The sequence below is a fragment of the Granulicella sp. WH15 genome, from assembly GCF_009914315.1.
Taxonomy (GTDB): domain Bacteria; phylum Acidobacteriota; class Terriglobia; order Terriglobales; family Acidobacteriaceae; genus Edaphobacter.
Genome location: NZ_CP042596.1, coordinates 3,045,318 through 3,058,778 on the forward strand (window position 1 = coordinate 3,045,318; position 13,461 = coordinate 3,058,778).

Below are 13,461 nucleotides of genomic sequence, written 5' to 3' on the forward strand. Positions count from 1 at the left end.
CTCAGAGCCCCCTCACAAATTCAGCCACCTGCACCGTCTGCGTGTTGCGCAGGACATAACTAACCAGCACGGTCAGCGTGGTGTCCTCGGTGGATACATCGACACTCTGCACCTGCACGACATCGCCCAGCCACTGCTGCAGGCCGCCCTGCACCAGGAACTGCAGCGCCGCTGCAAATTCATTACTGCCCGGCGCAAAGACCGCCTGCAACAAGCCGCTGCCGAAGTCCGGGCGGTTCGCACGCTCGCCCGGCGTGGTGAACAGCACCTGCTCGATCATGTCTCTCACATGCTGATCCTGCGTCATCGGATCGGAGGTACGTCCGCGGCCATCGATGCGAAAGGGGAAGCTGATGTTGGTCGGCATATCTAGCTCACACTCCGTTCACTCGGGTTTGCGTCGCCACCGGCATCAACGGCGTTGCCGTGGGCGTACACAGAGCCTGACTATCCAGTAACAGCACAGGCACGCCATTGGCCAGGACGCGCGTCGCAGAGGTCATAAACTGAGCCGTCACGCACGGACCGTTGGCCGCCGCCGGTGGCGGCAGTGCGCATCCGGCAATGACCCACGGGGCCGCAAGCGTCGCCACCGGCTGGCCGCTCACCATCACTCGCGGCTCCGGAGCAGTCGGCATGGCTTGCCCGCCGTGCGCGCAGAGAACCGTCGCTCCCATATGCAGCAGAAACCCCGGCATACTTGCCTCCTCTCGTTCTTGCAGTACTGCTAGATCACCGTGAGCGCGCCCTGGTTGACGGTCACGGATGGACCCACCATGACGATGCTTGCGCCCTTGCCGTTCTGAATGTAGATCCCCGTATCGTTCACGATGATCGAAGCCCCGGTAGTCGACTTCAGCATGATGCCGCCCGTCGGCCCCGGCAGGTCGCTGACGATCACTGCGTTCTGCAGGCTGCTTTGCAGCACAATGTTCGGGCTCGCCGGATTGCCCGCAAGCGCGAGAGCAGGCACCTCCGCGGCCGAGCCCCAGAAGCACCCCGTCCAAATGGGATAATCCGGATCGCCCTGCTCGAATTCGATCCACACGCCAGCTCCAATCTGCGGCAGGACGAAGTGGCCCATCTGCATCCCCGCCAGCGGCAGGCATGGCATGGCAAAGCTGGTAGGAATGTAGTTCGACACATCGGGCACCATCGCCTGGATGCGGCACATCTGCATCGGATCGACGTTGTTGATGACCGTGCCGCGATACTTGCCGAAGAATTTTGCTCCGCTGCTCATGCAGGCACCGTCCCCATGGTTGAGATCAGACCGTTGCGCCCCAGGCTGAAGCTCTGCGTGTACGATCCGCGCTTCAGGTTGTGCGTGACCGATCGCACGTAGTACAGGCCGTCAAACGCAGTGCCCGCGCCGCGCACACCCACCAGCTTGCGCGCCTTCAAGATCCTCCCGTAGCGCAGCACGTCCAGCGTGCCCGAGCCTGTCACCACGTCCGCCGTCTTCGACGCCTTCGCCACACCGATCAACGCCGCGCGCACCGGTGAATACTTCGATGTCTCATCAAGGAACTCGATGTCCTTTGGAATCGGCATCACTGCACCCAGCGGAGGATTCAGCGGCGTAATCGGCGGCACTGGAATCGGAATAATCGTCTTGGAGATCGGCTCCTGGATCAGGACCACCGGCAACGACTTGCGCTCCGCGTTGTAGGTGAACGAAAGCGATTCCACATTCGAGAAGACGTCCATGTCATAGCTCAGCGCGGGCTGAGGCGTTCCCACCTTGATCTCCGGTCCCCAGTAAGCGATGCTCATTCCCGGTGTCGGACCGGCCTCCACGTAAAAGACGTAGCCGACCTCCGCAGCAAGCTGCTTCACATAGGCCAGGTCCTTACCCTGCTGGCGCGGGATCTGCTGTATCGGAATAGGCACGTCGATCAACACGCTTGGGATCACCATCGGAATAACGCCAAACGCCGCGTACTTCGCCAGGATCAAGGCCACGCGCGCCTCCGCGGGCATTGCAGGATAGGGAATGCCGCTGAAGTCGATGTAGTCCATCACCCGCGTAAGGTCTTCGCCGATGATCGTCAGCGTCGGCCCCTGTCCAGCCGACCCCGGCACATACTGGTGATTCGTCATCACGCCGTCTACCAGAACCTCCGTCGCACCGTTCAGCGTCACCGCGACCACCACGCGCACCAGCGGCACCGACGCTCCCCCCGCGACCAAGAACAGAACCTCCAGCGGAGACTTCTTCGGCAGCGTGAACTGCAGACGGAAGCCGCTCGGCCCATCCGTCGTGTTCGTCACCTCCACAGCCGTCAACGCATTCAACACATCGGCCGACACCGGCACCGGCACCGCCGGTCCGATCATCAGCGTCATGTGGATCCCGCTAAGCATTGCGCGCCCCCGGCGTGCCCTGCGGCAGAGTCACGTTCAGCGTTCGTCCCTGCACCTCAAGCTCCGAAGGCCGCATCGCCGTATTCGCATCGCACAACTGCCAGAAGAGTCCGGGATCGCCCAGGGTTGAATAGGCAATATTGTCCAGTCGATCTCCCTGCGCCACGGTGTACTGCTGCAACACGGCAAGCGTCGATGCCTTCGGTAGAAAGCGCCGCTGCACGTATGCGATGCTGCGGCCCGTGTTCGTTGTCAGCGTTCCTGTATCGATCCCCGCATATCTGCTCCCGGTGGGGAACAAGCTCGTGTTCAACCCCAGGTACTGAAAGATGGCTTGTTGCGATGTGCTCATGAAAGCCCTCCGATGCCCAACGTTGCAAAGCTGCCCTGCCCCAGAGCGCTCAACCGCTCCTTCTGCTGCTGATACGCCATGTAGAAGTTGCCGGCCTTGCCATCAAAGCCCAGGTCGTCCACACTCAGCACCCTCATGCCGATGCTCACCTTTGCGCGAATCGGATTCAGCGATGGATCAAACGCCTCTTCCGTCACGCTGAAGTCCGTGATCCGCACCGGCACCACGCGCACGCGACTCCAGATGAACAGCGCCAGCGGAGCCTCCATCGGCGCGATCTCCAGCGTCCCGTTTTTGGCTAGGGCGTTGTTCGCCAGCAGCGTCGAGCTTGTTGGATACAGGATCATCTCAAGTGCGGCAATCTGCGGATTGACGCCGTACTGCACAACGTTTGGGTTCTGATCCGGCATCTCCAGTTGATCGGTCGCGTCCAACTCGGCCTCTACCTTGTAGGTCTCGATCGGGGGCCCCGTGATGCGCAACGCCTCGGATCGATTTCCATGCTCCGGCGTCACGCTCTGCACCTGCAGGCTCCGGCTGAGCGAATCCGGGTTGTACTGCAACACGATCACGTTCTTGACAGCGGCTGTGTCGGGATCGACCAGCACGATGCCCCCGCGCAACAGTCGCGGCGAACCAGGGAATGCGCTCATCGCGGAGCCTCCTCTCTGCGCGCGGCATCGTTCAGAATCGCCGCAGTCATCGCAGCCGCCAACTCTCGTGCGGAAGCCCCTGCTCTCAGAATCGGCACAGGCAGCCCGGACGGAATATGACCGCCATGCGCGGCCAGCGCGGATTGCAGTGACCGTGCGATCTCGCGTCGAAGCTCCGTCTCTCGTATGCCCGCGGCCACGCCGTGCAAACGGATCTCATGCACATCGATCGCGACTCGTCCGGCAACATGCCTCTCCGCATGATGCGACGCAGGCGAAGCCAGATGACGCCGATCCCGCCGTGTACGCGCCTGTTCCGCTACCGGCAGCAGGCTTGGCCCAATCCTCATGCTCGACCCCATTGCGTTGTCTCTCATACCCACCCCTCGATCTCACTCTCGGGTACCGCGCGCTCCAGCTTGTCGGCCTCCGCATGAGCCGCTTCCAGCAGATGCGCCATGCGGATCGGGGTTCCTTCAGCCGCCGCCAGGAACGCTCCATTCAGCGCGATGTTGCGGATGTTCGCACCTGTCACACTTAACAGCGAAAGCGCATGGAAGTTGATCGCCTCTGTGGGGGCTTCAGCCGGAAGAGCACGCCTCCAGATCGCCTCGCGCATCGCCGCATCCGGAAATGGAAACTGCACCACGAAGCGCACGCGCCGCAGAAATGCCTGGTCGATTGCCTGCTTCATATTGGTCGCCAGTATCGCGAGACCGCGATAAAGCTCCAGCCTCTGCAGCAGATATGAAACCTCTGCATTGGCAAAGCGGTCATGACTGTCGCGCACCTCGCTGCGCTTGCCGAACAGAGCATCCGCCTCGTCAAACAGCAGAATCGCACCAGCCTCCTCCGCCGCATCGAAGATCTGCCGCAGATTGCGCGAGGTCTCGCCGATGTATTTGCTGATCGTGTGGCTCAGATCCACGCGGAACAAATCCAGGCGAAGCTCCTGCGCCAATACCTCCGCGGCAGTCGTCTTGCCGGTGCCGCTCTGCCCGGCAAAGATCGCCGTCAGCCCCATGCCGCGCCCGCCCGTACCGCGAAATCCCCAGCGTTCATGGACTCGCATACGGTGCTGCATCTGCAGCGCAATCGTGCGCAGCACCCGCATCTCACTGGCGGGCAGGATCAGGTCGTCCCATCCCGCATCTGCCTCCACGCGCTGCGCCAGCTTGTCCAGACGCACACGCGACTGGGTGCGGCAGGTGTTCCAGAGCGAGTCCGCCAGCAGCTTGTCTTCCCCGCCCCCACTATCTTTCGGTTCCTCGCCAGATAGCGCGATCGACATTGCGCTGTTGCGATAGATTGCCTCGCTGCTCAGATTGAAGTGCGTGCTCAGCCGGTCCAGTGATCCGTTCAGAGAAGAGGCCCGCGATCCAAGAGCCTCTCTCCAAAGATTGCTCTGCTCGCATACAGTTGGCTTCTTCAACTCGAACAGCACGGTCTCACGTCCGAAGACACGCACCGGAGCTTCCGCCCCCAGCATGACCGGCGCGGAGATGGCTTCGAGCAGTGCGCTGAGCGGCGTGGTGCGCGCGCCCTCTGCCGCCTCCAGGTCGTCCATCGGAACAAAGATCGCCCGCTGCTCCAGCACAGCCTCGCGCTCCAGCAACCGCGCCAGCCCGTGATGGTCCGACGCGGAGCCGGGCAGCAGGTGAGGCACCACTCGCCCCAAGCCAAGTCCGCAGTTCGCTGCCGCCGCAATCGCAACGGCCTGCCTGCTTGCGGAGTCCGCCCCCAGTATCTCGATCACCGGCGGCAGTGTTCCCTCCATCGGTGTGAGCAGCGCGGCTATGCGCGTGGCCACTTGCTCCTGCGATGTGGCAAGCGGCACGCCGCTCGCTACAACCGGCTGCCACACGCCCGCCAGCCGCGTGTTTTCGCCTTGACCTCCCAACAGAAAATGCAGCATCCGCTCATCGATGCGCATACGACTGCTCGCCACCGTCTCGCCCTGGGCCAGTGTGATCAGGTTCCACGACCGTAGCGGCGAAGACGGTGAGAGCGCATCCCAGTGGGCATCCTCAAAGGCGCTCAACATCAGCAGAAACGTGGGATATCCCATCCGATCGTCCGCATGAGCCGCCGCGCACACCGATGCAAAGGTACTATCGATCTCAAACGCAACCGCGGCCAGCAGCACGCGCCTCTCAAACGAGGAGAGTCCAAATAGCCTTGTCACGCGCTCCAGTTGCAGAGGCATCTCCTCCGAGTCCGCACCCTGCACCTGCCCCACGCGACCGCCATCCACCCAGTTGTGCAGTCCCGTCATCAGTCGCAGCACCGCCGCTGCCAGCATTCTCTGATTCCGGCCTGCCACATCGGGATGGAGAGGCATCGCAATCATGAGGTCACCGTCGGGCCGTAGGTCGGGCTTGCCGGGTTAAGATCCAGGCCGCTCTCCACGCCATCCACCTGCACCCGCACGAAGTACGTCTTACCCGGCTGTACCGTACCCACCGGAAAAATAAGCGTGGTCGTATCGGCAGCCTGTTGCGGCAGCGTCACGCTGTACGCGAAGGGGTTCATGGGCGCGGGCACCGTCGCCTCATTCAACAGGAGCGTTGCCGTCTGCCCTTGCAGAATCGCGTACTTCAATGTGACCGTGACCTGTCCGCCGCCGAGCGTAGGAGGAGTGGAAATCGTCGGACGCAGTGCGAACGCCGCCGCGTCAGATACATTCGTATCGTGATCTACAGCGGGCACCCCAAGGGAGTACAACCGCGTGATCCGCAGCACTCGATTGCCCGCGGGAACGTCCGTAGGCAGCGGTACGATGATCTGCTGATCCGAGTTGGACGTGGGCACCAGCGGGGGAGCATAGCCGTCGATCGACACCGTCTGCGAGCTCGAAGCAAGACCGCTGCCTGTAATCACCAGCGTCGTTCCCGCAACAATTGGCGCCTGCGCTCCTGCATTCGAGGCGATGGCCTGGATCGTCGGCGGGTTCCACGGCTGCGCGGAGACCACACGCGTCTGCACCGGCGGCGCGCTCTGCGGCACCAGGCTTTCGCGCTGCATTAGCACGACGCTCGCCTGGTAAGCCACGGTCAGCGCATACGGAATCTGATAGAAGACCGACCATAGCTTCGACAACTCATCCAGCGTCAACGGCAGCAGAGAGACACGCACCCGTTGCGCGCCAAGCTGTAGATCCGGCTGCCACGGTGGAGCATTGAACGGTGCGGCGTTGAAGGGCGATCCCTTGAAGGGCTGCATCGCCGTCAACGCCTTTGAGATCTCGTCCGCCGACAGCACCGGCATCTCATGGAGCGCAACCGTAATCGCGCCCATCAACCGCTGCGGCTCCAGGTTCGCATCATCTCCGTAGAAGGTGAACAGGTAGTCCAGATCGAACGCCACCGTGGGCCGCATCAGTACGTTGCCGCTCGCGTCGCGTGAAGGCAGGTCGGCATTGCGAAAGCTGCTGTTCGGACCTACGCGATACAAAAAGATATTCACGCCCGCCGTGTTACTACTGCCCAGCTGCCCATCCGGCCGTTGCGTAGTTACCGACGCGCCGGAGAGATCTTTAGGCAGCGAGTTGGTCACGATATACCGCAACGTGGAGGTCACCTGCGCCACTGCGAGATAGTTGCTCATGCCTGTTCTCCACGGCGACGCGAAAGGTAATCGTCCAACGTCAGCAAAGACGAGCGCGACATCGGCGCGGCAACAGACCGCTGTTGCTGCGGTGCCGGAGCGGCGTGCAGTTCTATACGTCCAATACTGATCTCTACGTTCGGGGCCTGACGAACAGCGTCCGCTCTCTCGCGTCTCTCTGCCTGCATTGGAGACCGCTCCTGGGCATCCCGCGTGCGACCACCCTCGACTTGCCCCTCCATCGGCGCAAAGGGCATATGAAGCCCAGGCATCTGCGATATTCTTTCCGTCTCGTGTAGCCGCTCGCGCGGAGGCGTGGCACTCTCGCGTACCGGCGAGAGCGAATCATTCGATATCTGTTTTCGATGTGTTGGATCTGTTGGGCTAGAAGCCCTGGCTACACGCGGAGACTCCTCAGAGACACGCGACGGCTCTGCAAAGATCTGTGCAATCACCTGGTCCAGCGTTACGCGCGACGACGGGCGCGTTGCCGGGATCTGTTGCACTTGCCTTTCTGCGGCAATCAATGAGGACACATCCGACGCAGGCGTGTCATTCTCCCGGTGCATCCCGTCTTGCTCCACGAAGCTCTCTGTGAACATCCCCTCCATAGGATCGGAGACCACGCTACGCGCCTCTCGGCCCGCTCGCATCAGCGGCTCCACGCGCGGCAGTGTTCCCACCGCACGTTGTCCCAGCCGCTGCAATAAGCCGCTCATGCCGTCACCGCCTCGATATAGAGCCTGCGCCGCGCCACAGACATATCCAGAATCTCGCGCTCACTCCATCCGTACACCCGAGCCAACGCATCCACCTCGCGCACCAGTCGCGAACACGCCGATTCGATCTCCCTCCAGAAGAACGAGGCAACATCGAAGGCCACGGCGCGATGCCGTCCGCACGCCGGGCAATCCATCTCGACCAGCAGTTCCATCTCCGGCGACACCTCTTCCATCCACCGTGAAAATGCTTCGAGGTTGTCAGGACTCGCCTCGGCTGCGTTGCCTTCTCCGTCCGTCACGCAGCGCAGAAACAGCGTTCGCTCGGCAGCTTCGGTAGACTCACATCCACTCGCCGCACGCAGATCGCGGCTGTCCGGCAAGCGCACCTGCCACGAGCCAAGGCTTGTCGTGTTCGCGGCTTCCCTTCTCGTAACCTGGAACTGTCGTGCCTCCATGGCAAACTCCATCGCCTCGCCGCATCCATCGCACTCCAAATAGGTCTCAAGCCGACTGCCGAACGTGGCTGATCGCAGTTCCAGCAACATCTGGTCACGCCGCCCGATGTCCAGGCGGAAGGCATCGTCCGGCGCGATCCCCTCGCCGTGTGAGAGCAGCAACACCGCTCGCGATGCGTCGTCGAGCGTGCTGCCATGCTCCCACAGGGCCATCAGGTCGCTTGCCGTCAATGGATGGATGCGCGGTGTCATAGGAGCCTACGCCGCAGGCACCGTGAAGCTGGGTTCGGTCGGCTCGGTCACGGACGTATCGCGTTCCCACCCTTCCAGCTCCAGCTTGATGTGGCGGATGGCGACGCCATTGCCGTTCGCATCCAGGTCCGGCATCGGCTGGTACTCCGAGACCCAGCAGCGATACAGGCGATAGGAGAGCGCAAGCTGTCCGGCCTCGTTGTAAAGCTCCAGCAGGATGTCCTTGCGGAAGTCTTTCAGTGAAACCTCCGCGCCCAACCCCGCGCCAAAGTTCCACACCTTATTCGCCCACTGCTCGAACTCAGGAGAGTAGGTCACTCCCTGCTCGAGCGTCACGCCGTCATAGGTTGTCTTGCCCGGCGACTTCCGCACCGTAGAAGGGTCGCCACCCTCGCGATGCGTCACGACCTCGGTCGTCCGCTTAAGACCGCTGACCTTGGTCACACCCGCCACATACTTGCCATCCCACTTCACGCGGAACTTGAAGTTCAGATAAGGATCAAAACGCTGCGCATTCACCGTGAACTGTGCCATCGATTTCCCCTCTCACTTTCGCTGCCCGCTCAGGATGTCTGGCCGGCCATCTGCTGAATCTGGATCACTACGAACTCCGCCGGCTTTAGCGGAGCAAAACCTACCAGCACGTTGACCACACCGGAGTTGATATCGGTCTGCGTCGTCGTCTCTCCGTCGCACTTCACGAAGTACGCGGACTGTGCGCTCGCGCCCTGGAACGCGCCCTGCTGAAATAGCGTCTGCATGAACGAGGTCACGTTTAGCCGAATCTGCGACCACAGACGGTAGTCGTTCGGTTCGAACACAACCCACTTCAGGCCCTCAAACAGGCTCTCCTCGATGTAGTTCGCCGTGCGCCGCACCGGGATGTACGCCCACTCATCGGCCATCTGGTCCGCTCCGCGCATGGTACGTGCGCCCCACACCACGTTGCCATAGGTAGGAAAGTTGCGCAGGCCGTTGATGCCGAATGGATTGATGGAGCCGCTATCCGCATCGTTCATGATCGTCGCCAGGCTCGCTCCTCCGACTCCAGCACCGATGCCCGCAGGTGCCTTCCACACGCCGCGAGAGCTGTCTGTCGCGGAGTAGATGCCTGCCATCGTTCCACTCACGGGCACATTGCGCGGCCGCATCTGGTTCAGCGGATCGGGGATCACCAGACGCGGAAAATAGATCGCCGCGTACGAACTGGGAGTGTAGCCATTGGTCTCCAGCACGTTCACCCAGGACATGATGCCGCTGGGATCGCTGTTGCTCAGACCGGTGATGCTTGCGGGAATGTCCACAATCATGAACGCGCGATGAGTCTGGCAGAAGCTGGTCGCGTACTGGTACGTAGCAGCAATGCTCGCCGTGTCCGGAACGCTTGGCTTGCCGAAGTTCGCCACCGCGGGCAGGCACAGGATATTGAAGATGTAAGGGTCGATCCGCGCCAGCGTATCCACGCCTGCCTGGATCGCTGTGGCATCGGGCCGCCCGTCCGGATAGTCCGCAGTGCCGCCATCGCTGGCCGGATGCGAAGGATCATGCACCTGCAGAAAATCCGTGCTGGTCGGGTCCGCCACTGTCGCAATCACATCCGGCGCCGTGGCATTGGGCAGATCGCCCAGGCCTTCGTCCGTCAACTGGATCAACTGCGACGCGTTGTTTACCAGGTCCACCGCGTAGAGCGAATCGGTGGTGTTCATGCTCAGGTTGCGAAAGATCTCGGAGACGATCACCTTGGTCGGATTCGTGATCGAATCGAGCCTCCGCACCACCAGGTTGAAGCGTACATCTCCCAGCGGGCGCGTGTTGTAATCAATGCCCACCTGCAGCGATTCGCCCCACACACCCGGGCTCTTCGCCTGCACCAGCAGCGTTGGCTGCGCGGGCGACGCGGCATCCAGCAGCACCTGCGCCGTGGCCGGCGTGCCGCTGGCTACGCGCACGATCCACGCCGTCTGCCCGCCGTTCAGGTAGTACTGCATCACCCCATAGCTGGCCTCGCTGCGGACATCCAGGCCGCCAAACAGCGTGACAAACTCGGTGTAGTTACTCACCTGGGTTGGAACCCCCATGGGTCCCTGCGGGAAAAAATCGACAAAGGCGGTCGTCGCAGTAGTGACGCCAACGATGTTATGCACACCGCTCGGAATCTCCTCGACATACACACCGGGATAGCTAGTCTGAACGGGCATGGATCCTCCTCCGTGGAAGGCGTTGACGGGTTAGCTCGTGGCCAGGCTGCGCCAGAGCGTGAGATGTTTCTCTGCCACGCGGGACCAACTGCTCTCGTGGCAGAACTCCTTGGAAGCATGTACAAGTCGATTGCGTAGCGCGTCATCTTCCAGCATCCGCGCAACGCCTTCTTTCAAGTCCGATGTCTGATGGGTTACATCCTTCAGATCGGCGAACCAGCCCGTGGGCGAACACAGCACCGGCACCCCGGTCGCCAGGCCCACGCGCGCGGCCCCACTGACGGATACATGGCCCACCTCGCGATACGGAAACACCAGCACGTCGGCCTCCGCTGCCAGCCGCCGCGCCACCTCCTCCTCCGGCAGGTAGCCGCCTATGCGTCGGACCGGCAGCCCGTGCGACGCCTCATTCCATTCGCGCTCGGCATCCTCACCTTTGGCGTGGCTGAACATCAGCAGCTCGGTCCCGGGCAATGCGCGCAGCACCTCCAACAGATCGCGGAAACCCTTGTGCGCATCCAGAAAACCGAAGACTCCCAGCACACGCCCGCGCCTCTGTTTACGCGGCGGAAACCACGTCGGGCAACCATGCGGGATATGCTCCACCCGCCTGCCCGGGAGCTTCGCCCGAAGCTGTTCTGCTCCCGCCGCACTCAACGAGACCAGGGCATTCGCATCCTTTTCCCAGGCACGCACCCGCGCGTCGATCGAGTGCTCCGTCACCACTACCGGCACGCGCACATCGTGCGCCTGCTGCATCACACGCGACATATCCGACTCATGGAAGAGCCCGCCCTCATGCTGGATGTGCAGCAACTGCACATTCAGCAGGTTCGGCGGATGAGCACTTGCGCGGACCTGCCGTGACATCCCCGCCCGCAAACTATTGGTGTACTCGGCGACTCCGCAACGCCCGCCAAAGCTGGTGGTCCACAACGCAAACGGACGCAGCAATGGACGCCGGGTGGAGACATGTCGCTCCATCATCTCCAGCACAGCCGGTCCCTTGTTCCACACATTGCGATGGCGATGCACCCACGCCGAAGCCGCCGCGCCCATCTGCTGCGCCTCTTCGCGATGCTCATTCACCCAGCGCAGCTTCATGGCAACGTCCTCCACGCCGGGCACGCCGCGCAGGCCGCACCGTCCAAAGGAGCGGCTGTCATACTCGTTCCACGACGCGGGCTGCACGGGGATCAAAAAATCACGCGCTTCGCGGCACACATCGGACTGCCCCTCGGAGTCCAGCGCGATCACCGGCATCCCCGTTGCCATGCCTTCAATCAGCGGCAGGCCGAAGCCCTCGTTGCCCAGCGCCAGCAGCACGTCTGCCTGCCGGTACCAGTGCAGGATGCCGCGCGTCCGCTCCTGCTGATCCACGTAACGAATGCGTGGATCGTCCGGGGTGTAGTTGCGATAGCCGTACGTCGTCTTGATGATGAGGCGAGCATCGGGATCGTCGCGGAAGGCCAGCTTCCACGCGGCAATCCCTTCCTGCACATGCTTGCGATCGTCGATCGGTCCGATGGTCAACGTCACCAATCCGCGGCGCGGCTCGCGGCGAACATACGGATACACCGATGGGTCAACCCCCTCGGGCACCACCTCAATCGGCACCGTCACACCGCAGCGACGATAGGTATCCGCAACGAAGTGCGAAGGCACCATGATGCCGCGCGTGCGATTGATCTGATCGGCCCATCCTGCCGGAAGTTGCGCGCTCTCCCACATCGTGTACATGAATAGATCCTGATAGGCCAGGAAGGGCAGAAGCTCGGGCCGCGGCCATCCGCAGTAGAGAGTCGGAGAACCGCGGTCAGGGGCCGAGCGCCTCACGATCTGGTGAAACTCCGGCGTCAGGCCTTCGCCGTGGAGGCTCAGCGGCACTACGTCCACATGCGCTCCCGCACGCGCCATGCTCAGCACCGTGTACTCCGACATGCTGCCGTAGCCGGTGCTCACATCGAAGTACCCAGCCACCGTAACGTGCGACGTTGTCGACTGCGGAGCCACCCGCGTCGGCTCATTCCGCGACCGCACACGTGCGTAGAAATCACGGTCGGACGCCAGCAGAGTCGTCACCTCACGCAGTTGTCCCCTGCGCCAGCATGGTCCGGCTGTGTTCTTGCCGCTTGTGTTTCCGCCGTGAATGATGCCCACATAAAACACCGAATCGGCGATTGCGTGAAAGCGCGCGCGGCCCGAGATGCGATGCAGAAATCCAGAATCCTCACCCACGTTGATGGTCGGAAAGCTATGCTCTACGCCGATCGAACGCTTGTAAAGCAGCGTTGCACCGTGCAGCCACGGCTTGCCGTTGTCCGGGTAGGAGTAAGACCACGCCTCGCCGCTATCGGCCTTGTAGTACAGAACGCTGCGCAGACCAGTGATATCCGCATCAGCTTGCTGGATCTCGCGGACCTGGCGGCTGAGCCGGTCGGGCGACATCCAGTCGTCGTCGTCCCAGTGCGCGACGTATTCGCCACGGCTCATCTCCAGCGCCAGATTGCGTTTTTCGCCCAGGGACATCCCCTTGTTCTGGCGGATGTAACGAATCATGGGATTGTCGCGCGGGATCAGATCGGACAGGTCGCGCACACCATCATCCACGATAACCAGTTCACGCTCCGCGTAATCCTGACGCAGGAAATACGCAATGGCCTGCAGCGCGAAGGCGGGCCGATCCCGTGTTGGCATGATGCAGCTGACGAAAGGATTCGACAATGCACACCTCTGCCATAAAAAAAGATGGAGAGAAATGGAAACAGCGACCAGTGCAGAGACGGCAATGATGCAAGTGCGCTACATGCAGCCATGCAGGAGTGGATATCCCTTGAGCTAAGTGCAGGAAAACAT

General features: G+C 62.1%; 14 protein-coding genes. All 14 read right to left on the reverse strand.

Features of this window, described 5'->3' with window-relative positions:
- Window position 1: 1 nt before the first annotated feature.
- The 14 genes from FTO74_RS12685 to FTO74_RS12750 are packed head-to-tail and all read right to left on the reverse strand — an operon-like array spanning window position 2 to window position 13,302.
- A complete protein-coding gene (locus FTO74_RS12685; protein WP_162538482.1) occupies window positions 2–367 on the reverse strand; it encodes a GPW/gp25 family protein in 366 nt (121 codons plus the stop codon).
- A 7-nt stretch (window positions 368–374) separates the two neighbouring features.
- Complete coding sequence (locus FTO74_RS12690) at window positions 375–698, reverse strand: hypothetical protein (protein ID WP_162538483.1); 324 nt, start codon at window positions 696–698, stop codon at window positions 375–377.
- A gap of 29 nt (window positions 699–727) precedes the next feature.
- Window positions 728–1,243 (reverse strand): phage baseplate assembly protein V, encoded by a 516-nt coding sequence (locus FTO74_RS12695; protein ID WP_162538484.1) that lies wholly within the window; start codon window positions 1,241–1,243, stop codon window positions 728–730.
- Entirely contained in the window at window positions 1,240–2,349 is a 1,110-nt protein-coding gene (locus FTO74_RS12700) for a hypothetical protein (protein WP_255462239.1), read from the reverse strand. The genes FTO74_RS12695 and FTO74_RS12700 overlap by 4 nt, the downstream gene beginning before the upstream one ends.
- A gap of 10 nt (window positions 2,350–2,359) precedes the next feature.
- Window positions 2,360–2,719: a LysM domain-containing protein gene (locus tag FTO74_RS12705; RefSeq protein WP_174242224.1), complete on the reverse strand. Its 360-nt coding sequence runs from the start codon at window positions 2,717–2,719 to the stop codon at window positions 2,360–2,362.
- The gene (locus FTO74_RS12710) at window positions 2,716–3,372 is read right to left on the reverse strand and encodes a hypothetical protein (RefSeq protein WP_162538486.1); all 657 of its coding nucleotides are present in this window, start codon (window positions 3,370–3,372) and stop codon (window positions 2,716–2,718) included. Before FTO74_RS12710 ends, FTO74_RS12705 begins: the two co-directional genes overlap by 4 nt.
- On the reverse strand, window positions 3,369–3,749 hold the full coding sequence (locus FTO74_RS12715) for a hypothetical protein (protein WP_162538487.1): 381 nt from the start codon (window positions 3,747–3,749) through the stop codon (window positions 3,369–3,371). Before FTO74_RS12715 ends, FTO74_RS12710 begins: the two co-directional genes overlap by 4 nt.
- Window positions 3,746–5,722, reverse strand: a complete 1,977-nt coding sequence (locus FTO74_RS12720; protein WP_220399010.1) for an ATP-binding protein — start codon at window positions 5,720–5,722, stop codon at window positions 3,746–3,748. The genes FTO74_RS12715 and FTO74_RS12720 overlap by 4 nt, the downstream gene beginning before the upstream one ends.
- Entirely contained in the window at window positions 5,719–6,978 is a 1,260-nt protein-coding gene (locus FTO74_RS12725) for a DUF4255 domain-containing protein (RefSeq protein ID WP_162538488.1), read from the reverse strand. Before FTO74_RS12725 ends, FTO74_RS12720 begins: the two co-directional genes overlap by 4 nt.
- Window positions 6,975–7,697, reverse strand: coding sequence for a hypothetical protein (locus FTO74_RS12730; protein ID WP_162538489.1), 723 nt, complete (start codon window positions 7,695–7,697; stop codon window positions 6,975–6,977). The genes FTO74_RS12725 and FTO74_RS12730 overlap by 4 nt, the downstream gene beginning before the upstream one ends.
- The gene (locus FTO74_RS12735) at window positions 7,694–8,407 is read right to left on the reverse strand and encodes a hypothetical protein (protein ID WP_162538490.1); all 714 of its coding nucleotides are present in this window, start codon (window positions 8,405–8,407) and stop codon (window positions 7,694–7,696) included. Before FTO74_RS12735 ends, FTO74_RS12730 begins: the two co-directional genes overlap by 4 nt.
- 6 nt (window positions 8,408–8,413) lie before the next feature.
- Window positions 8,414–8,941, reverse strand: coding sequence for a phage tail protein (locus FTO74_RS12740; RefSeq protein ID WP_162538491.1), 528 nt, complete (start codon window positions 8,939–8,941; stop codon window positions 8,414–8,416).
- Window positions 8,942–8,970: 29 nt separating this feature from the next.
- A complete protein-coding gene (locus FTO74_RS12745) occupies window positions 8,971–10,605 on the reverse strand; it encodes a phage tail sheath family protein (RefSeq protein ID WP_162538492.1) in 1,635 nt (544 codons plus the stop codon).
- A 30-nt stretch (window positions 10,606–10,635) separates the two neighbouring features.
- Window positions 10,636–13,302 carry a glycosyltransferase gene (locus tag FTO74_RS12750; RefSeq protein WP_162538493.1) on the reverse strand — a complete coding sequence of 889 codons (2,667 nt, stop codon included), beginning with the start codon at window positions 13,300–13,302 and terminating at the stop codon, window positions 10,636–10,638.
- Window positions 13,303–13,461: the final 159 nt, after the last annotated feature.

Bases quoted from the DNA above. Each gene is read 5' to 3' on its own strand.
- FTO74_RS12725 (WP_162538488.1), bottom strand. From the start codon at position 6,978: ATGAGCAACTATCTCGCAGTGGCGCAGGTGACCTCCACGTTGCGGTAT.
- FTO74_RS12685 (WP_162538482.1), bottom strand. From the start codon at position 367: ATGCCGACCAACATCAGCTTCCCCTTTCGCATCGATGGCCGCGGACGT.
- FTO74_RS12695 (WP_162538484.1), bottom strand. From the start codon at position 1,243: ATGAGCAGCGGAGCAAAATTCTTCGGCAAGTATCGCGGCACGGTCATC.
- FTO74_RS12745 (WP_162538492.1), bottom strand. From the start codon at position 10,605: ATGCCCGTTCAGACTAGCTATCCCGGTGTGTATGTCGAGGAGATTCCG.
- FTO74_RS12735 (WP_162538490.1), bottom strand. From the start codon at position 8,407: ATGACACCGCGCATCCATCCATTGACGGCAAGCGACCTGATGGCCCTG.
- FTO74_RS12690 (WP_162538483.1), bottom strand. From the start codon at position 698: ATGCCGGGGTTTCTGCTGCATATGGGAGCGACGGTTCTCTGCGCGCAC.
- FTO74_RS12720 (WP_220399010.1), bottom strand. From the start codon at position 5,722: ATGATTGCGATGCCTCTCCATCCCGATGTGGCAGGCCGGAATCAGAGA.
- FTO74_RS12730 (WP_162538489.1), bottom strand. From the start codon at position 7,697: ATGAGCGGCTTATTGCAGCGGCTGGGACAACGTGCGGTGGGAACACTG.
- FTO74_RS12710 (WP_162538486.1), bottom strand. From the start codon at position 3,372: ATGAGCGCATTCCCTGGTTCGCCGCGACTGTTGCGCGGGGGCATCGTG.
- FTO74_RS12700 (WP_255462239.1), bottom strand. From the start codon at position 2,349: ATGACGCTGATGATCGGACCGGCGGTGCCGGTGCCGGTGTCGGCCGAT.
- FTO74_RS12750 (WP_162538493.1), bottom strand. From the start codon at position 13,302: ATGCCAACACGGGATCGGCCCGCCTTCGCGCTGCAGGCCATTGCGTAT.
- FTO74_RS12740 (WP_162538491.1), bottom strand. From the start codon at position 8,941: ATGGCACAGTTCACGGTGAATGCGCAGCGTTTTGATCCTTATCTGAAC.
- FTO74_RS12705 (WP_174242224.1), bottom strand. From the start codon at position 2,719: ATGAGCACATCGCAACAAGCCATCTTTCAGTACCTGGGGTTGAACACG.
- FTO74_RS12715 (WP_162538487.1), bottom strand. From the start codon at position 3,749: ATGAGAGACAACGCAATGGGGTCGAGCATGAGGATTGGGCCAAGCCTG.